The organism is Streptomyces colwelliae, assembly GCF_048158785.1.
In the GTDB taxonomy this organism is placed as follows: Bacteria; Actinomycetota; Actinomycetes; order Streptomycetales; family Streptomycetaceae; genus Streptomyces.
Window position 1 is genome coordinate 1 of record NZ_JBLTJC010000197.1, and the last position, 18,999, is coordinate 18,999.

At 70.0% G+C, this 18,999-nt stretch carries 14 protein-coding genes; 9 read left to right on the forward strand and 5 right to left on the reverse strand.

Going from position 1 to position 18,999, the window contains the following annotated elements; translation table 11 throughout:
* Nucleotides 1–16 precede the first annotated feature (16 nt).
* Together ACNFOC_RS32645 and ACNFOC_RS32650 are read left to right on the forward strand one after the other, a co-directional pair.
* On the forward strand, nt 17–871 hold the full coding sequence (locus ACNFOC_RS32645) for a chitosanase (protein WP_416962655.1): 855 nt from the start codon (nt 17–19) through the stop codon (nt 869–871).
* Between the two features lie 254 nt (nt 872–1,125).
* Entirely contained in the window at nt 1,126–2,031 is a 906-nt protein-coding gene (locus ACNFOC_RS32650) for an SDR family oxidoreductase (protein ID WP_416962644.1), read from the forward strand.
* Nucleotides 2,032–2,069: 38 nt separating this feature from the next.
* Here ACNFOC_RS32650 and ACNFOC_RS32655 read toward each other — a convergent pair whose 3' ends face one another.
* From ACNFOC_RS32655 to ACNFOC_RS32665, 3 genes are all read right to left on the reverse strand, one after another.
* On the reverse strand, nt 2,070–2,765 hold the full coding sequence (locus ACNFOC_RS32655; protein WP_416962645.1) for an RNA polymerase sigma factor: 696 nt from the start codon (nt 2,763–2,765) through the stop codon (nt 2,070–2,072).
* Between the two features lie 128 nt (nt 2,766–2,893).
* Nucleotides 2,894–4,261, reverse strand: a complete 1,368-nt coding sequence (locus ACNFOC_RS32660; protein ID WP_416962646.1) for a carotenoid oxygenase family protein — start codon at nt 4,259–4,261, stop codon at nt 2,894–2,896.
* A 23-nt stretch (nt 4,262–4,284) separates the two neighbouring features.
* Entirely contained in the window at nt 4,285–4,845 is a 561-nt protein-coding gene (locus tag ACNFOC_RS32665) for a hypothetical protein (RefSeq protein ID WP_416962647.1), read from the reverse strand.
* Between the two features lie 273 nt (nt 4,846–5,118).
* Between ACNFOC_RS32665 and ACNFOC_RS32670 the strand changes: the two genes are divergently transcribed.
* The 4 genes from ACNFOC_RS32670 to ACNFOC_RS32685 all read left to right on the forward strand — a co-directional run bounded on the left by ACNFOC_RS32670 (nt 5,119) and on the right by ACNFOC_RS32685 (nt 9,303).
* On the forward strand, nt 5,119–5,727 hold the full coding sequence (locus tag ACNFOC_RS32670; RefSeq protein ID WP_416962648.1) for a PadR family transcriptional regulator: 609 nt from the start codon (nt 5,119–5,121) through the stop codon (nt 5,725–5,727).
* A 443-nt stretch (nt 5,728–6,170) separates the two neighbouring features.
* Nucleotides 6,171–6,530 (forward strand): TetR/AcrR family transcriptional regulator C-terminal domain-containing protein, encoded by a 360-nt coding sequence (locus ACNFOC_RS32675; protein WP_416962656.1) that lies wholly within the window; start codon nt 6,171–6,173, stop codon nt 6,528–6,530.
* 180 nt (nt 6,531–6,710) lie between these two features.
* Nucleotides 6,711–7,442: an acetate uptake transporter gene (locus ACNFOC_RS32680; protein ID WP_416962649.1), complete on the forward strand. Its 732-nt coding sequence runs from the start codon at nt 6,711–6,713 to the stop codon at nt 7,440–7,442.
* 64 nt (nt 7,443–7,506) lie between these two features.
* Complete coding sequence (locus ACNFOC_RS32685; protein ID WP_416962650.1) at nt 7,507–9,303, forward strand: CocE/NonD family hydrolase; 1,797 nt, start codon at nt 7,507–7,509, stop codon at nt 9,301–9,303.
* Nucleotides 9,304–9,338: 35 nt separating this feature from the next.
* Here the strand turns inward: ACNFOC_RS32685 and ACNFOC_RS32690 are convergent, their stop codons facing one another.
* The gene (locus ACNFOC_RS32690; RefSeq protein WP_416962651.1) at nt 9,339–10,025 is read right to left on the reverse strand and encodes a TetR/AcrR family transcriptional regulator; all 687 of its coding nucleotides are present in this window, start codon (nt 10,023–10,025) and stop codon (nt 9,339–9,341) included.
* A 158-nt stretch (nt 10,026–10,183) separates the two neighbouring features.
* On the opposite strand from ACNFOC_RS32690, the gene ACNFOC_RS32695 reads away from it, so the two are divergent.
* Nucleotides 10,184–11,209, forward strand: coding sequence for a LacI family DNA-binding transcriptional regulator (locus tag ACNFOC_RS32695; RefSeq protein WP_416962652.1), 1,026 nt, complete (start codon nt 10,184–10,186; stop codon nt 11,207–11,209).
* Here ACNFOC_RS32695 and ACNFOC_RS32700 read toward each other — a convergent pair.
* On the reverse strand, nt 11,192–15,142 hold the full coding sequence (locus tag ACNFOC_RS32700) for a glycosyl hydrolase (RefSeq protein WP_416962653.1): 3,951 nt from the start codon (nt 15,140–15,142) through the stop codon (nt 11,192–11,194). The two genes, ACNFOC_RS32695 and ACNFOC_RS32700, sit on opposite strands and share 18 nt — an antisense overlap.
* Before the next feature lie 220 nt (nt 15,143–15,362).
* Between ACNFOC_RS32700 and ACNFOC_RS32705 the strand changes: the two genes are divergently transcribed.
* Nucleotides 15,363–16,664 carry an MFS transporter gene (locus ACNFOC_RS32705; RefSeq protein WP_416962654.1) on the forward strand — a complete coding sequence of 434 codons (1,302 nt, stop codon included), beginning with the start codon at nt 15,363–15,365 and terminating at the stop codon, nt 16,662–16,664.
* Nucleotides 16,665–17,759: 1,095 nt separating this feature from the next.
* Nucleotides 17,760–18,866, forward strand: coding sequence for a DNA-3-methyladenine glycosylase family protein (locus ACNFOC_RS32715; RefSeq protein WP_416962657.1), 1,107 nt, complete (start codon nt 17,760–17,762; stop codon nt 18,864–18,866).
* Nucleotides 18,867–18,999 lie beyond the last annotated feature (133 nt).

The following is an 18,999-nucleotide window of genomic DNA, read 5'->3' on the forward strand; positions in this document are numbered from 1 at the left end:
CCCCTTTGGAGTCCCCGTGGTCCACCCGTTCCACGACCCTGCGATCTCCGAGCCGACGAGCCCCTCGCGTCGGACGCTCCTCGCGCTGCTCGGCGTGTCGCTCGCCGCAGCGCCTCTGCTGCGCACCCCGCAGGCCTCGGCAGCCCCCTCGGCGGCCGCGGCGATCGGCCTCGACGACCCGGCGAAGAAGGAGATCGCCATGAAGCTGGTGTCGAGCGCGGAGAACTCCTCCCTCGACTGGAAGGCCCAGTACAAGTACATCGAGGACATAGGCGACGGCCGCGGCTACACCGCCGGCATCATCGGTTTCTGCTCCGGCACCGGCGACATGCTCGACCTCGTCCAGCTCTACGCGACCCGCAAGCCCGGCAACGTCCTCGCGAAGTACCTGCCCGCGCTCCGCAACGTCAACGGCACCGACTCGCACTCCGGACTCGACCCGAACTTCCCCAAGGACTGGCGCACGGCGGCCCAGGACACGGTGTTCCAGCAGGCGCAGAACGACGAACGCGACCGCGTGTACTTCAACCCCGCCGTCAGCCAGGGCAAGACCGACGGTCTGCGCGTGCTGGGCCAGTTCACGTACTACGACGCCATCGTCATGCACGGCGACGGCGACGACCCCACCAGCTTCCGCAACATCCGTGCCCGCGCCCTGCGTTCGGCCAAGCCGCCGGCCCAGGGCGGCAACGAGACGACGTACCTCAACGCCTTCCTCGACGCCCGCGTGTGGGCGATGCAGCAGGAGGAGGCCCACAGTGACACCACCCGCGTCGACACCGAGCAGCGCGTCTTCCTCCGCAACGGCAACTTCGACCTCAACACACCGCTGAACTGGAAGGTCTACGGGGACAGCTACACCATCAACTGACCAGTTCTGTCCGCTGGTTGGGAGGCAGCTCGGCGGACAGTTCGGCGCCAGGACCGGAGGGTACGGGTCCTGGCGCCGCTGCCGCTTCCCTCCGGATCAGCCGCCGTCGCGCACCCACCTGAGGTCATGCCTGCCGCGTATCGCCCTATGCGACACAGGACTTGGACACTCCCCCGAGCCTTTCCTAGCGTGGTCGGTGAGCCCGTCGCCAACGGCCGCCGGGTCGACCAGAACCGACCTGGAGGATCTCCACTGTGCGTGTATTCGTCGCGGGCGCGACCGGTTACATCGGCTCCGCCGTCGTGCGCGAGCTTCTCGACGCGGGGCACCAGGTTCTCGGCCTCGCCCGCTCGGGCCCGGCCGCCGACGCGTTGAAGCGCTCCGGCGTCGACGTGCACCGCGGTGACATCGACGACGCCGACAGCCTGCGCGCCGGAGCCGCAGCGGCGGACGGCGTCATCTACGCCGCGAACCAGCACATCTCCGAGACCACCGACCCGGCCGCCCGCGCGAAGGCCGAACTGAACGCGGTGGAGGCGATCGGCACGGAGTTGGATGGCACGGGCAAACCCTTCGTGGTCACTTCGGGTGTCATCGGTCGCACACCGGGCCGTCTGCTCACCGAAGAGACCCCCACCGTCGCCAACCCCGTCACGGCACTGCGGCTCCAGGTCGAGTCGTCCGTCCTCGCCGCGGGCGAGCGCGGAGTGCGTTCGTCCTCGGTACGGCTGGCCCCGACCGTGCACGGCCCGGGGGACGCGCGCGGATTCATCTCGACGCTCGTCGGCATCGCCCGTACGACAGGCGTGTCCGCCTTCGTCGGCGACGGGGCGAACCGGTGGCCGGCCGTGCACCGACGTGACGCGGCGACCCTGTACCGGCTGGCCCTGGAATCCGCCCCAGCCGGTACGCCACTGCACGCGGTCGCCGAGGAGGGGGTGCCGTTCCGGGACATCGCGCGGGCCATCGGCCGGCGGTTGGAGGTCCCCGCCGTCAGCCTGACCCCAGAGGAGGCGAGCCGGCACTTCACCGGTTTCCTCGCTCCCCTGGTCGCGCTCGACAACCCGGCGTCGAGCGCCCTGACGCGGCAGCGCACCGGATGGCGGCCGACGCACCCCGCACTGGTCCCGGACATCGAAGAGGGCCACTACTTCGGGTAGTTCAGCTGTCTCGGGAGGGTTCAGCTGCCTCGGGGGGTTCAGTTCAGGACACCGATCCGGTCCGGGGTGAGGTGCGGGCCCGGTCGAAGGTCCTGGTGTGCCTCGGCGGCCAGCAGCGCACGGGCCTCGACCCGGCTGGCCCGGACCCGTTGTCCGGCATCGCCGTGCGGAGCGTCCGCCGTGGCCGCGAGGGTCGCCGCCAGCTTGGCCCGGCCCTGGCTCAGCCGACTGCGCACGGTGCCGACCGGAACCCCGCAGACCTCCGCGATCCGTTCGTACGAGGTGACCCCGGTGGCGAAGTACCGCAGCACCAACGGCATGCGCAGCGCCGGGGAGAGCGTCCCCAGCGCCTCCCAGACCCAGTCGCGCAGCGTGTTCCGCTCAAGCCACTGCTCCGGGCCCAAGTGCGTCGACAGCAGCGGCAGATCACACACAGGCCGGACCACGACCGCCTCCCGCAGCACCCGCCGGCCCGCGTTGCGCACGATCATCCGCAGCCACGCGCCCACCGCGTCCGGATCACGCACGTCCCCGATGCGCAGCAGCGCCGTCAGCGCCGCGTCCTGCATCACGTCGTCGGCATCCGCACCCGGCCCCAGAATGCTCACCGCCACGGCACGCATCCCCGCCCGGTGACGCTCCAACAGCAGCCCCAGCGCGGCGACTTCACCCGACTGGGCCGCACGCGTCAGCGACGCGTCCTCCGTGTGTGCCGCCCCCGCGACGTCCCCCATGATGGATCCCTTCCGGCACCTTGCTACGGCTGTTGAGGGCACCCTGGCGAGAGCCGTCCTCCGGACAACCCGAGCGTTCGGGCCCGGAGGACGGCTCACCGTTCACGGAGTCGGCAGGGTGCGGTGTGTCAGGCGTCCGCCAGCCAGTTGCCGTGGAAGCCGGCGGGTACGCGTCGGGGCAGATGGATGGTGGCCACCGGCTCCTGAGTGAGGTTGTCCGCGTCGAGGATGACCAGGTCGCTGCGGTCGGTCGCGGCGTCGTAGACGTAGGTCATGAGCCAGCCGGGGCCGCCCGCCTGATCGTCGGCGGGGGCGAAGGCCGCCTCGCCCGGGAAGCGTCCGGGGGCGAAGTAGTGGCTGGCGACGCTCGACTTGCGGAGGTCGTACCGGTGGATCGCGGCACGTGACTCGTCCGGGTCGTACTGCGGGAGTTCCGGAACGGGTGCCGCGGTCGCGTGGCCGAAGTCAGCGGGCAGGCCCGCGAGTCGGTCGTCGATGCGGGGGAACTCCCCCGGGTGGTCGTCCAGTTGCTCCTCGCTGATCGTGCCGGTGGTGAGATCGATGGTCCATCGCCACAGGTGCGCCGCCGTCGCCACGGTGACGCCGTCGCGCAGGGACGGGTACCGCATGCCCAGCAGGACGAGGCTTCGACCCTCGTTCTCCTCATAGGAGTTGAGGGTGTGGAAGACATAACAGGGGTCGATGTCGAACCAGCGGATGTCGCCGTGCGGGTCGTCCCTGCGCAGTACGCCGAGCCTGGCTCCATAGGTGTCGGACCAGACGTACGGCATGCCTCCGGCCGGATCCATGGCCCGCTCGATGCTGAACACGGCGGGCAGGTCCATGAAGACGACATGGTTCCTGGTGAGGTAGAAGTCGTGCATCATCGTGTGCGCCGGCACGTCGATCGGCCGGCTGACGGTCAACTCACCGCTGGCGTCCGCACGGTGGTAGGTGAGGTAGGGCGCCGAGAGCCCTCCGTACCCGTAGAAGTGCAACTCGCCGGTGACCGGGCAGGTCTTGGGGTGGGCGGTCATCGGGGTGCGCAGGCGGCCGCCGAAGTCGTAGGGGCCGACGGTGTCGAGTTCGCGGCCCGGCTCGCAGCTCAACTCCTGCGGGAAGGACGTCTCGACGAGGGCGAGGGTGCGGCCCGCGTGCCGTACGACGTGGGTGTTGGCGACGCCCGCGGCGAGGTTCATCTCGCCGTCGCGGCCGTAGACCTGGGCGCCGGTCGCGAGGGTGGGGGTGCGGACCCAGCGGTTGCGGTACGAGGTGGCCTTGCCGCCGTCGAGGCGGACGCCGTGCACCATCCCGTCGCCGGTGAACCAGTGGGCCGAGGCGGCCTCGTGCGGATTGGGGCCGTTGCGCAGGTACCAGCCGGTGAGCTCCGGCGGGACGGCTCCGGTCACCTCGAGTTCGGTGACGGTGATCTCGTCGGGGACCGGGGCGAAGTTGCCCGCCAGGTGCGGAGGCGGTGGGGTCTTGTCCGTACTCATGGGGAAGTCCTTGGGTTAGCTGGTCAGGCTTGCGCTGCTTGCATGGCGGCTTCGAGGCGGGCCTGGACACGCTTGGGGTAGACCGAGGTGAAGACCGCGGGGGCGACCAGGCCGACGACGTGCGCGGTGATGCCGACCCAGGCGGGGGCGTCGGTCGCGTTACTGATGGCCAGGACGACGGCGATGAACGTGAACCCGGATCCCCAGGCTGCCGTGATGTGGTTGTTGACGGCGAGGAAACCCGGGGTGTCCCAGTACTCCTCGGGCGCCTGCCGACGGGCGATCCCGAGCGTGAACGGGCTGCGGAGGGCCATGCTGCCCCAGGCCGTACCGGCGAGCCAGACGAACGAGATGACGTCGCTGTGGTCCTGGATCGACGAGTCGGGTGAGCTGAAGGCGACCGCCCCGATGATGACGAAGTAGATGATGGTGCTGATCTCCAGCACCAGCGCGTCCATCGCCACTCCCCTGCGCCGGTCCTGGAGAAGCAGCAGGACCCCGACGACGACGCCGGCCACCGCGCCCCAGCGCCAGTCGACGGCGGAGACGAAGCCTGCCGCGATCCATGGGTAGAACCCACGCATATACGCCATGATGCCCACGTTTTACTTCCTCACAACTCGATATTCCAACTTTGACAGGTGGAAGCTAGATGCTCCGCAATCAACATGTCAAGAATGGAATATTGAACGAAAGTCCGCCGCGTCACCGCCCCCACGCACCCGGACAGGCCCCACCTGCGCAAACCCCCGGAGCCGCGCTCGACCTCCACGCGACCCCCCTCGCGGGCACACAGGATCCGCATGGGTAGTTTTCGACCTGTCAATATTGGAGTGACAGGCGTTAGGGTTGTCGGCATGAGCCTTCGCAACGCCCTCTTGGGACTCCTCGTCTTCCGCCCCGGCAGCGGCTACGACCTGCTGAAAATGTTCGACACCTCGCTCGGATACGTCTGGCCCGCCAAGCAGAGCCAGATCTACGGCGAGCTGACCAAGCTGGACGCGACAGGTCTGATCAAGGTCACGGAGGAGGGTCCTCGGGGACGCAAGCAGTACTCACTCACCCCCGAGGGGCACGCGGAGACCCTGCGCTGGCTCTCCGAGACCCGGGAGAGCCGGCCGCTGCGCAACCCGATGCTCCTTCAGACCTTCTTCCTGGGACTCCTGCCGCGCGAGGAAGCGGTACAGCGACTCCTGGACCACGCGGAGGCCTCGGCCAAGGAGCACGACGCCCTGGTCACCCTCCGGGACACGGAGGAGTGGGACAAGGACATGCTCACCGTGTGCGGCCGACTGGTCCTCGAACACGGCATCCGGCAGCGGGTGTTGGAGCAGGAGTGGGCCCATTGGGCCGCGGAACAGCTGCGCACCGGAGACATCGCGGGCCTCACCGAAGAGACGGCCACGCCGGACGCGGACGAACCGAGCGCCGACGACGCCGTAGACCAGGCGCACTCCGGGCGATGAGGCGACCGGGGCTTTTCCTCGTGGCTCAAGTACACCCGTCGACCACGGCCTGACGGACCCTTTCCAGGTCGACGTCGGGGTCGGGGTCGGGGTCGGCCGGGACCGGTTGCCGGCCTGGGCCAGCAGGACGGTAAGGGCGAAGAAATGGTCGCCGGCCAACCACGGGTCGCCCGCGCCCAGGAGCCCGGCGCCGGCGAAGTGGGCCAGGCGTTCCACGAACACTTCCTCCACCACCACCGGCGCGATGTCGTCGCGATCCGCGCACCTCCCGGCGGTGCTCGTCGAGCGCGCGGTGCAGCTACGCCGCGAAACGACACAGCCTGACGTTCGCCGAACGCCTCGTCGGCGTCATGCAACGCGCAGGATTCAACGGGGTCTTCGCGCTCTGGGCCACGTCCACCGTCTTCCGCCACGCCCTCGGGTAAGCCCTGGAACAACAGGGCCTGACCGACAACGCCCGCGACAGACTCACGTTCCCCGGCGCGCGCCAGACGTACCCGCAACTGTTCTCCACTCCCGTCGAGGAGATCCTCAACTTCGACGACCGCTTCGAGTTCGGACTCGGGCTCGTTCTCGGCGGCCTCCGCGGGCAGCTTCCCCGTAGGCCCGCCCACCCTCGCTTCGAGGACCACCAGCCTCGTTACGGAGAATATATCTCCACTTTCTTCGGCCCGGGAAGCCCTACGACGCGGCCCTGCCGGACGATCACCCGTAGCCCGCCGGGCCACTACGGGCGGCACGGCGGTCACCCCTTCCCACCAGGCATGATGCCCGCGATCCGCGCGCCGAAGGCGTGCCAGTGAAGCCACCTCCACCCCGCGACCAGCCCGTCGGCGGCGATCTCCACGACGCGATCGAGGGCGTTTTCCACTTCGGTTCGATCCCTTGACAGCCCCAACCGGCCGTTCCCAAACTACCGACCATTCGGTAGACGGCACGGGCCGAGCGCCCCCGCTGTCGACATTCCAGAAGGGTTGATCACCATGCCCGAAGTGTCGCTCCACGATGCCCAGAGCCCGCCGGTCCAGACAGTCACCACCTCCCACATCGGTCACGCGACAGCCGTGGGGGCGGCCGGATTCGCGTGGTGCTCGCTCATCCTGGGCCTGCACACCGCCGGAATCATCGACGCGGCCGACGGCACGATCGTGCTGGCGGGCACCTTCTTCTACGGCGGCCTCGTCCAACTCGTCGCGGGCTTCTTCGCGTTGGCGTCCGGCGCGACGTTCGCGGCGGCGTTCCTGACGGCGTACGGGGCGTTCTGGCTCGGCTACACCGTCATCGAGTTCTGGGCGGCACCCCACATCGCGGGAGCGGCGGCGGCCGCGGCGAAGGCCGGCGGAGCGTCGGCGGAGGCCTCGGCGGCCGCGGGCGGACACGCGGTGATGCAGTCGCTGGGGCTGTTCCTCATCGCCTGGCTGGTCGTCACGCTGGTCTTCGCCGTCGCCAGTCTGGGCACGAACGCGGTGATCGTGAGCGCGTTCGCCCTGCTGACGCTGACGATCGTGCTGCTGGTGACCGCCTATCTGGGCGCTTCGAGCGCGGGTGTCCCGAGCGATTCGGTGCTCCACACCGCCGGCTACGTCGAGATCGTGCTGGCCGCCGTCGCCTTCTATCTCGTCCTGGCCGAGCTGACCAACGACATCCGCGGCCGCGACGTGTTCCCGCTCTTCGCCCTGAACCGCGACCGGCAGGCCGTCCCTCAGACGGCATGACCCGGTCGGCGTGAGCGTGACCCAGTCGGCATGACGACGCCCCCCGCCCGTCTCAAGGAGCCGCATGAAGAAGCCAAAGACAAAAGACCGGATCAAGCTGCCCCACAGAGTCTCCGTACTGAGCGGCACCTCCGCGGTGCTCCTACTGGTGGCCGCAGGCCAGACGACAGCCACCGCGCTCCCCGCACACGCGACCAACTGGCAGCCGCCCGCGGCCAGTTACGCGGCGAGCGCGCCCGTGCACACCACCGTCACCATGGACGACGGGGTGAAGATCGCCGTCGAGGTGGTCTATCCGACCGACCCGAGCACCGGCGAACGCGCGTCGGGCCCGTTCCCCGTGCTGCTGACCCAGAATCCCTACGGCGCACAGCGCTCCGAACCCACGGACACCGGGACCTACTTCGTGCAGCGGGGCTACATCTACGTGGCCTCCGCGGTGCGCGGCACCGGTGACTCCGGCGGGCAGGTCGACTGGTTCGGGGACCGGCAGGGCAAGGACGGGGCCGACCTCGTGGACTGGGCGGCCCACTCGCTGTCGGGGTCCAACGGCAAGGTGGGACTTGACGGTTGCTCCTACCTCGGGGTCGACCAGTGGTTCACCGCCGCGGCCGTGGGCAAGAACTCCGCGCTGAAGGCCATCACCCCGTTCTGCACCGACTCGGACTTCTACAACGACCTCACGGGCAACGGCGGTATCCCCACCCCCTTCGTGGCCGGCATCGCCCAGGCCGAACCGCGCGGCCCCGAGGACGACCCCGCCACCGACCCGCAGTCCGTGACCATCGCCCAGCAGGCCTCCGGCGGTTCACGCTCGTACAACGACGCCTACTGGCAGTCCCTGAACGTCCAGAAGAAGCTCATCCCGAAGATCGTGGGCAACAGCGTTCCGGCACTGACCGAGGCCGGCTGGGACGACCTCTTCCCCGGCGGCAACCTCGGGGCCTACGTGTCCGCCCAAAACGCCTACTACCACCGGCCGTTGACCGATCCGATCTCGTCGGACGACCCCGTCACCGGCCGGTACCAGGCGATCGTCGGACCCTGGACCCACGGCGAGCACGTCAACGAGGCGACCCTGCAAAGCATCCGCCTGGAGTGGTTCGACACCTGGCTCAAGAACGCGCCCACCGGGATGGCAGACACCTCAACTCCCCTGCATCTGTTCGAGAACGGCGCGAACACCTGGGTCGACAGCGCCGCCTGGTCCCTGTCCTCCGACGCCCGGACCTACTACCTCGGCAACGGCTCGCTCACCCCCGGCAAACCGACGGACGAGGGCAGCGACACGCTCTCCTGGAGCGCGGCGAGCGCGGCCAACACGCTGACGTACACCACCGCCCCGCTCACCAAGGCGGCCCTGCTCAACGGCCCGACGGACGTCACCCTCTACGCCAAGTCGACGACACCGGAGACCGAACTGTCGGCCAAGCTGAGCATCGTCGCGCCCGACGGGACGGTGACCAAGCAGGCCGACGGGATCCTCCTGGGCAGCCAGCGCGCCCTGGACACCCAGGAGAGCTGGTACGGCGGCAACGGCACCCTGATCAAACCCGCTCACCCCTTCACCGAGGCGTCACAGCGCCCGGTGACACCCGGCCAGACCACCCGCTACGACATCTCCCTGCTGTCCAACTTCACCAGGATTCCCGCCGGTTACCGGATCCGGATCAGCGTCAACAGTCAGCCGCCGGCGGACTTCCACTTCCCCGTCGCCCCGACCCCGCAGGAACTGGCGAACCTGGCCGGCGGCGTCTACACCGTCGAACGCTCCCCGCAGGCGGCGTCCTTCGTCAACCTGCCTCTCACGACGCCGGGTTCGGCCACTCCCAGCGACACCGACTGGGGACCGTCCTCCTGAGACACGGGTGGCAGGTCTGCGCATAAGCAGGCCTGCTACTCCTGTGTGGAGGCGGGCCTGACCAGACCCATCACCTGTTCCACCGTCTCGTTGCTCAGACTCGGTGTCGTCAGCGGAAGGTTGTCGGGACGCTGCCGGATGCCGTTCAGGATGATCTCGAAGTAGCGGCGCCAGACCTCGGGCCGCTTGCCCTGGGTGAACTGGCTGGCGGCACTGAGCATTTGCACCACGACGGGGATGTCGGAGGGAGTGATCTCCGCACGCAGATCCCCGCTCTCCTGCGCCCGCTTGATCAGGGCCTCCAGGAAGGGGAGCATCCCGCCCCGCATCGTCTCGATGGGCTCGGAACTGTGGCTCCCCAGCATGATCACTTCTTGCAGTCCACGGTTCTCGGCGAGATCGGCGCCCATCTCCATCAGGAAGTCCGCGAACCCTTCCCAGGGATCGGGGTGAGCGAGCGCCCGCTCCGCGGATGCCTGCCGTATCCCGAGATCCTGCTCGAACAGGGCCCGCACAAGCGTCTCTTTGTCGGGGAAGCGCCGGTACACGGTCCCGACCCCGACCCCCGCGTGCCGGGCCACGTCGTCGAGCGTGACCCTCAGCCCGTGCTGGCCGAAGACCTCCCGCGCGGCACGCAGGATCTTCTCCCGGTTGAGGGCGGCGTCGCGCCTCAGCGGGCGGTCGCCCTCCATCGGAGCATCAACCCCGGAACCCTCAGCCATAACCTCATGTTAACCCTGTTGATCACAGGCCGGATCGGCCACCGCACACCCTTCTCCAGGGCACCCGGCAGAAAACGTTGCAACCACCATCGGGGTACACTGACGCCGCCCATGAGAACCGCGTCGTGCCTGGTCGCACGGCTGTCACAGCGAGGGGGGTGGACGCCGTCCAGGTTCGCCCCGCCCGTATCCAGGATGTCGCGGCCGCCGCAGGCGTCTCGGTGTCCACGGTGTCGAATGTCCTGAACCGGCCCGAGCGTGTCAACGCCCGCACCGCCGAGCGGGTCCGTGACGCGGTCGCCGCGCTCGACTATGTACCGCACCCGGGAGCCGCCGGCCTGCGCACCGGGCACTCGTCCTCGATCGGCCTGGTCCTGCCCGACGTGGCCAACTCCTTCTACTCGCGCATCGCACGCGGTGCCGCGGACGCGGCCTACGACCACGGCTACTCCCTCGTACTCTGCGACAGCGGTGACGCCCCCGAGCGGGAGCAGGGCTACTTCACGATGCTGATCGAGCAGCGGGCCGTAGGAGCGGTGGTCGTCCCGCTCGGCGCCGATCCCACCCGCCTCACCCGGCTGCGCGAGCGCGGCATCCCGCTGGTCCTAGCGGACCGTGCGCTGTCGGCCCAGGACGGCTGTTCCGTCTCCGTCGACGACATCGCCGGCGGCCGGGTCGCCGTGCAGCACCTCCTGGACTGCGGGGCACGCGACATCCTCGTCGTGAACGGCGAGCGCGGGATCGTGCAGTGCGCCGAGCGCTACCAGGGCGCCCGCCAGGCCGTACGCACCCGCCGCGAGGCACGGGTCCGCCAGGTCGTCGCCGACGAGATGACGGTGGCCTACGGCCTGGAGATCGCCCGCGCTCTCGACGAACTGCCCGACGGTGTCTTCTGCACCAACGACTTCCTCGCCGCCGGGCTGTGCCGAGGACTGGGCGAACGGGGGGTGCGCATACCCGAGGAGGTTCAGGTGGTCGGCTACGGCGATCTCGACATCGCGAGCTTCGTGGGTACGACCCTGACGACGGTCCGGCAACCCGTCGAGGAACTCGGCAGGGCGGCCGTGGGCATGCTGCTCGACGAGGTGGAGGCCCGCGCCGAACACGCCCACGAGACACGGGTGTTCGCGCCCGACCTCGTCCTGCGGGACTCCACCCGCCCCCTGTCAGTCCCGCATCCGTAGCGTCACCGGCCCCAGCAGTCCCGACGAGAGCTGCGACGGGAAGGCCCAGGCGGTGGGGGTGGCCTCGGCGAGATAGGGGGCCAAGGTGTTGTTGACGGTCACGTCCAGCCGGACCAACCGCCCTGCGGCGCCCGGGAGTTCGAACCGGTACGGAGCGCAGAACGCCTCCCCGACACACTCCCCGTCGAGGACGACGGACACGCTGCCGCGCACCCGCCCCAGGTCCAGCACCGGGTCCGGCCCGGCCGGCACCTGCACTTCCCGCGAGTACGTCACACCACCGCTCCAGCCACCCAGCCCCAACAACCGCCAGTCCCCCAACGGCAGTTGCGCCGGTACGGTACGGACGCGCGCCGGTCCGCGCCAGGCCGAGCCGCCCCGCAGCACTGCCGTGGGTGCGGTGACGACCTCGACCTCCGTGGGCTTGGGCAGCGGCTGCTCCAGTGTCAGGAACCGGCCGTCGAGCCACACCTCGGCGCCGTCGCCGACCCGCACCGTCGCGGGCAACTCCAGTGGCAGTTCCAGCGATTCGGTACCCGGCGGCACGGTGAAGCGGAAACGCTGGGCGCGCTCGTGGACGGTGTCCGTGGAACGCAGCGGCAGTACGGTAGCGCCGAGTACCGGTGCGCCGGTGAGCCACTCGGTGTCCGGCAACGGGTGCGGTCGTACGGCCGCGTAGCAGTGCTGCAACTCCCCCCACCGGCCCTCGTGTTCGACGGTACGGCCACGCCACTCCCCTGTCTCGGCCTCCCAACCGGCGCCGCTCACCAGGGAGTTCACGGCGGACTCCGCGCGTGCCACGCAGTCGACGAACACGGCTTCGCGCGGATGGACGGCGTCGGCCACCACGTCCAGCACGTGTTCGCCTTCGCCGAGGGCGAGTTGGTGCCGGAAGAACATCGGCACCGCACCCCAGTCGGACTCGTAGTACTCCACCTTCTCCTGACGCGCGACGACCTCCCCGTCGAGCAGCACGGTCACGCCGACTGCCGCGCCCACGACGAGTACCGCCCGGCCAGGGCCGTGCAGCCGCCCCCGACAGGTCACGCCACCGGACGGTCGTACGTCCGCGGGCAGGCACATGAACTGCGGGCGCGGCCCGAAGGTGTCCGGGCGGGTCAGGCAGAAGTAACTGCCCAACGGGGTGCCCGCCTCGCCGGAGATCAGCATCGGCCTGTCCTGGGCCTCCCCCAGCTCGTACTCGAGGACGTTGCGGGTCCGGCCGATCTCCACCCGGGCGGTGGCGAGATACCCGGTGCCGGTGTCCAGGCGCTCGCCGTTCCACCACATCCGCTTGGTGGCCGCGGCGCCGATGTGCAGATCGGCGGGGCCACGGTGGTCCGTCTCCACGATCGAGCGGACCCGGGCGACCGTTCCGGGCCCGGGCACGGGGACACGTACGAACTCCTCTGTCACCAGGCCCTTGTTGCCGAGCAGGCCGTCCGGGTCCGGGATGCCGCGGCTCGACGAGTACAGCGAACAGCGCCACCCCGAGTCCGGGGAGAAGAGGGGCAGTTCTCCGGCGAGAACACGTTCGACGTCCGGCCCGTCCAGCGGATCGGGGGCCTGTGCGGACGGCACCGGCGGGAGGACGCGGACCCGGTTGCCGTAGGTCGCCCGCGTCTGTTCCCCGCTCGCGTCGGGATCGTCCACCTCCGCCCAATTCATCGTCCAGATCTGCGGTTCGGCGACGGACGAGCCAGGAGGGAGTGCCAGGTCGCCCCACGTGTTGTCCATGGTGGGGACCAGGCGGCCCTCCCAGCCGGTCGAGAGGTCGATCGTCCGTTCCGGCGTGGGTGAGGGTGCGGCCTGCCGGTGTGTCTGCGAGGCGCCTTCGCGCCATACGACGAGGGCGGCAGGGGCGCCGGCTAGTGGCACCTCGATGGTCGAACGGCCGTCGGAGACGGTGACTTGGGCCGGGTGGCGGGTGCCTGTCGCCGGGTTCCAGATCTCGGCCTCGGTGACCGTGGCGTGCACAGTCACGGTCGAGTGGCGGGCGTAACGTGCTGGGTCCGCCTCGTGGTTGGCGTCTCCGGGCAGCGTGCGGGCGTCGGGGAAGGCGCCTGTCACCAGGGCGACAGCCTCAACTCCCCTTCTCCTGACGAGCAGTGGCACCTCACCGGTCGCGTGACCGGCGAGGTCGGCCACCGCCGCCGCTCCGGCCTCGGCGTCGCTCGCCCGCTCCAGGCACGGGTGCTTCAGCAGCGCCGCGACGACGGAGTCGTCACCGGCCTGACCGGCCGCCGTCCCAGGCGGGCGGCCTACGACCACCACCCGCCCGCCCGCGTCGAGGAGTTGGGTGAGTCGGCGTGCCGTCTCCTCCTCCAGGACGCTCGCCGAGGGCAGCAGCACCACGCGGTACGCCAAGTCCGTTACGCGCAGGGCTCCTTCCGTGGTCGTGGCGCGCTGCACGGAGGCGTCGTCGATGATGTCGAAGGCGATGCGGTGGCGGTCCAGTGAACCGACGTGCGGGGCAAGCCAGTTGTTCGTGCCGCACAGGTCCAGATAGTGGCGCTGGGTCTCGTCGACGTCGGCGTACTCGTCGCCCAGGCGGCCGTCGCCGAAGTGTTTGACGGGGGCGTCCAGCGGGATGAGGGACTGCATGGTGGCGGTGGGGTGCAGGACCGCCACATCTGTGCTGTAGGTGCCCCAGGACATGATCGAGCAGATCCGGGCGACGGCACGGGAGAACGCCGGGTACTGCTGCCAGTAGGGCTGGCGCCAGTCGGTGGACGGCGGCGCCCACTCGAACCAGCCGCCCGCCGTGCCGAAGTAACTGGCGTGCGGGTTGTACAGGTTGGCGCCGCTGCGCAGGAACGGCAGGAGCCAGTCGTAGGTGTCCGCCAGGGTGCCGCCCCAGCCGGAGGAGTGGAACGCCTCGATCCAGACGCACTCGTGGCCGTAGAGGTGGGCCATGGAGGAGTGGACCTTGGAGTCGCCGTGGTGGTCGCTGCCGGCGGCGCCGTACCAGCGGTGGGTGCGGAAGTAGTCGGTGTAGATCTGCGTCGACTGGGCCGGGAAGCCCGCCCGCGCAGGGTGGCTCTGGTCGGCCCCGACGAGCATGCCGCGTTCCTCGTGCCAGGCGGCGAGGGGCTTGAAGAGGGCCTCTTCGGTGAGTTCGGCGCGGACCGCGTAGTAGTCGGCGCGGATCTTCGCCGCGCGGCCGGTCGCCGGGCCGAACAGGGCGGGGAGGTGGTCGAGGAGGTCGTAGCCGCGGCGGGTGCGGAACTCGTCGGGGAAGCGGTGGCTCCAGGAGTTCGTGCCGGGCAGCTCGTCCTGGAAGCTGCCCGCGACGACGTTGCCCAGGTACTCGGGGACGCGGCGGTCGTACTCGTGGTGGACGGCGTCCAGCAGCAGTCCTACGGCGTGCGGGTCCAGGTAGTCGAAGGCCGTGGGGACGGCGACGACGAGCCGTACCTCCGTCCCCTCGGCAGCCGGTACCCGGAGGGTGTCCGAGCCGGGGACCGCGGGCAGGCGGCGGCCCTCCAAGTCGTAGGCGGCCACCAGGGTTTCGGCTCCGCGCAGTGCGATCGTGCCGCCGGTGACGGTGGCCCGCCGGGAGCGCAGGGCGCGGCCGGTGGCTTCCGGGTGGCGGCGGGTGATGCCGCCCTGGACGTTGGCGCCGGAGAAGCCGATCTGGTCGTAGAACCACAGGCGGGTGCCGATGTCCCGGGCGATCCGGCAGGTGTCGGTGAAGCGGTCCCACCACTCCTCGCCGAACCACGGCGGGTCGTCGGTCCGGGCGCCGAAGGCCGGGCCGGCCGGGGCCAGGTTGATGACGACGAGGTTGTGGACGCCGCCGTCCGCGAACCGGCGCAGCTGCCAGTCGAGTTGCTCGCGGGTGACCTTGGCGCCGGACCACCACCACAGCGGCGTGGGGCCGAAGTCCCGGGGCGGGGTGTCGAAGAGCTGCTGGAGCGCGGGCGAGATCACGGTGTTGGTCCTTCCGAGTAAGGCTCGGGCACTCACAAGGATCAAAAAAACGTTTTAGGTCGGCTCAGTCGTCTGTCACCTGCAATGTTGGCACCGGATCCGGGAGGCGGGAAGGAGGCCCGCTCTTCTTCCCACGGATGCGCGCAAGAGGGCTTGTTGGAACGTTTTTTGAACCCTATATTCACTGCGACCCCGGCCCAGAGCCGCGAGGAGCCGCATCATGATCCGATTCTCATCTGCACCGGAACACGCGGAACAACCGCCCATCCCGAAGCACCTGTGGAAGGTCGCGGCCCTCTCGGGCATGGCCTCCTACCTCGACGCCGCGCTCATCGTCAGCATCGCCGTCAACCTGGCGATCTACCGCGACCACTACGACATGGGCGTGTGGATGGCCGGGGCGATCAGCGCGATCGTCACCGGCTGCATCGCCGTCGGCTCCCTCGTCGGAGGACGGCTCGCCGACATGTTCGGGCGCCGCCGTGTCTACAACCTGGACATCCTCTGCTACGCGGTGGGCGCGATCGTCATCACGCTGGCGCCGAACGACATCGTCCTCTTCGTCGGCGTGCTCGTCGCGGGGCTGGCCGCCGGCGCCGACCTGCCGACGTCCCTGGCCGTGGTCTCGGACGCCGCACCCGCCGACGGCCGGGCGCGTCTCGTGTCGTTCACCCAGGTCATGTGGGTGGCGGGCATCGTCGTCGTCATCTTCCTGGGCTACGTCCTGTCGGACACCGGCATGACCGGGGCCCGGTTCATCACCGGCCACCTGGTCGTCGCCGCGCTGGTCACCTACCTGCTCCGCGCCCGGCTGGAGCTGGCCGAGCCGTCCGAGGCGGCACAGCGGGAGGAGGCGGCCGCGCTGGCCGCCCCGCGCGGCATCGAGCTCAAGAACGTGTGGAACCGTGCCGCGCTGCTGCCGATGGTCGCGACCTTCGTCTACTACGTCACCTGGGGCATCGGCGCCAACACCTTCGGCCAGTTCGGCACCTACCTCCTGGTCACGGTCAGCGGCGCCTCGCAGAGCCTGGCCACCGGGATCAACCTGGCCTTCCTGCCGATCGCGCTGGTCCTGACGTTCGTCTTCGTACGCATCGCCGACACCCCGTGGCGCGACCGGCTGTTCTACGTCTTCACCGTCGTGCAGGTCGTGGCCTTCTGTATCGCCTCCCTCACGGCCGGCGCCCTGGCCGGCATGCTCGTCTTCTTCGTGCTGTACCAGATCTCCAACCCCTTTGCCGGGGAGGCCAGTTACAAGGTGTGGTCGCAGCTGACCCTGCCTCCGGACACGCGCGGCACCACCCAGGGCCTCACCTACGCCCTGTCGCGCGGGGTCTTCGCGGGCGTCGCGTTCGTCACGCCCGCGCTGATGGACTACAGCGCGTCGCTCCTGCTGTGGCTGATCACGCTCTGCATGGCGGCGTCGGGGGTCGCGGGCGTGTACGTCATCCATGTCCTCATCCGGCGCTCCCCCGACACCGCCACCGCCCCGGCGCCGGGTCTGGGCGTGGCCCGGACGTGAACCCGCACCGCCCCGCAGAACACACCGGACCCCGGCCGCACCACCGGATCCCGGAAGGAACACCGCCCATGGCAACGACCCAGCCCACGACCGTGACCGAGGAACGCGCCGCCGCCCTAAGCGAGTTGCTTCCCCCGGCGCCCCGCCGCCGCCCCCGGATCGGACTCGTGGCGGGCGGACTCGGCGCCTACTGGCCCCAATTCCCGGACCTTCTGCCGCAGTTGAAGGAGTCGTCCGCGTACGTCGCCGAACGCTTCCAGCGGATGGACGCGGAGGTGACCGACGTCGGCTTCATCTCCGACGCCGTGGAAGGAGCGGCCGCGGCGGAGCAACTGCGGCGCGCGGACTGCGACTTGATCGTCCTGTTCCTGACGACGTACCTGACCTCGTCGATGGTGCTGCCGATCGCCCAGCGCTCGCACACCCCCGTCCTGGTCATCGACCTCCAGCCGTCCGAGCGGATGGACCACGCCTCCTTCGACACGGGCGCCTGGCTCGCCTACTGCGGGCAGTGCCCGGTGCCCGAGGTCGGCAACGTCTTCCGCCGGGCCGGTATCCCCTTCCGGTCGGTGTCGGGCTGGCTGCGCCAGGAGTCGGCCTGGCGGCGCATCGAGCAGTGGATCCGGGCCGCACACGTGCGTGCCGCGCTCCGCCATGCCCGGCACGGCCTGATGGGGCATCTGTATCCCGGCATGCTCGACGTGTCGACCGATCTGACCCTGCTCCCGGCGACGTTCGGCTCACATGTCGAGGTGCTGGAGTTCGACGACCTGCGGCACCGGGTGGAGAAGGTGAGCGAGGCCGAGACCCGTGAGCGCACGGCTCTCGCCCGGCGGATCTTCGCCGTGGACGACAGCGTGGTCGACGAGGACTTCGCGTGGGGGGCGACGGTGTCCGTCGCCCTGGACCGGCTCGTCGAGGACTTCGGCCTCGACACCCTCGCCTACTACCACCGGGGGCTCGACGGCGAACTGCACGAACGGCTCGGCGCCGGCATGATCCTGGGCGCCTCCCTGCTCACCGCCCGGGGCGTACCGGCCGCCGGCGAGTACGAACTCCGTACCAGCCTGGCCCAGTTGGCGACGCAGAGCATCGGTGCCGGAGGTTCCTTCACGGAGATCCAGGCCCTCGACTTCGAGGCCGGCGTGGTGGAGATGGGCCACGACGGCCCCGCCCACCTCGCCGTCAGCGCCCGCGACCCGCTGCTGCGCGGCCTGGGCGTCTACCACGGCAAGCGCGGCTGGGGAGTCAGTGTGGAGTTCGACGTCCAGCACGGTCCCGTCACCCTCCTCGGCCTCGGCCAGGACGCCGACGGCACCCTGTCCTTCGTCACCTCCGAGGGCACCGTCGTCCCCGGACCACACCTCGCGATCGGCAACACCACCAGCCGCGTCGACTTCGGCCGCGACCCCGGCGAGTGGGTCGACGCGTGGAGCGCGACGGGCGTGGGCCACCACTGGTCCCTCGCGCTCGGCCACCACACGGCGGACTTCCGGGCCGCTGCGAGCCTGCTCGGTATCGAACACCGGGAGGTGTGAGCGGGGTCCCGGTGCGTTCGTGCCTCGGCATCGGCTGCTTGCTGTGGCTCAGCATCGGCGGCCCGGGTTGCGGTTGACGCGGACCGGGCTGGTGCTGGAGTCGTTGATCCCGTCGGTGCTGGAGCAGAAGGTGACGACCGACGAGGCGTATCGGGCCTGGCGGTTGTTGGTACGGAAGTTCGGGGTGCCGGCGCCTGGGCCCGGGCCTGTCGGCGGGCGGATGTGGGTGATGCCGGCGCCGCGTGCGTGGGCGTTGATCCCGTCGTGGGAGTGGCATCGGGCCGGGGTCGACGACAAGCGGGCCTCGACGATTCTGCGTGCCGTACGGGTCGCTGCGCGGCTTGAGCAGGCGGGGGCGATGTCCGCGGAGGATGCTCGGGCCCGGTTGGAGGTTGTGCCGGGGGTGGGGGTGTGGACGTCCGCGGAGACCGTGCAGCGGAGTCATGGGGCGGCGGATGCGGTGACCGTGGGGGATCTTCATCTGCCGGGGATCGTGGGGTGGGCGTTGGCCGGGGACCGGGATGCGGATGACTCGGTGATGTTGTCGTTGCTGGAGCCCTATGCGGGGCAGCGGCATCGGGCGGCTCGGTTGATTCTGCTGAGCGGGCGTACGCCGGCTCGGCGGGCGCCGAAGATGCCGCGGGGTGACATCGGGAAGCTGTGAGCTTGCCCGGGGTTTCGCGGTTTCGCTGGGTCCGATCGAGGAGCTGCGCGTCACAGACCGGCACCCTGCACCGCCTGGCCGTACCGGAAGGCGTCCGCCTCGACACGGGCTACACCGACGGCGACGACATCGG

Coding starts and splice junctions, on each gene's coding strand:
- ACNFOC_RS32655 (WP_416962645.1), bottom strand. CDS start 2,765: ATGGGGGACGTCGCGGGGGCGGCACACACGGAGGACGCGTCGCTGACG.
- ACNFOC_RS32660 (WP_416962646.1), bottom strand. CDS start 4,261: ATGAGTACGGACAAGACCCCACCGCCTCCGCACCTGGCGGGCAACTTC.
- ACNFOC_RS32665 (WP_416962647.1), bottom strand. CDS start 4,845: ATGCGTGGGTTCTACCCATGGATCGCGGCAGGCTTCGTCTCCGCCGTC.
- ACNFOC_RS32670 (WP_416962648.1), top strand. CDS start 5,119: ATGAGCCTTCGCAACGCCCTCTTGGGACTCCTCGTCTTCCGCCCCGGC.
- ACNFOC_RS32680 (WP_416962649.1), top strand. CDS start 6,711: ATGCCCGAAGTGTCGCTCCACGATGCCCAGAGCCCGCCGGTCCAGACA.
- ACNFOC_RS32685 (WP_416962650.1), top strand. CDS start 7,507: ATGAAGAAGCCAAAGACAAAAGACCGGATCAAGCTGCCCCACAGAGTC.
- ACNFOC_RS32690 (WP_416962651.1), bottom strand. CDS start 10,025: ATGGCTGAGGGTTCCGGGGTTGATGCTCCGATGGAGGGCGACCGCCCG.
- ACNFOC_RS32705 (WP_416962654.1), top strand. CDS start 15,363: ATGATCCGATTCTCATCTGCACCGGAACACGCGGAACAACCGCCCATC.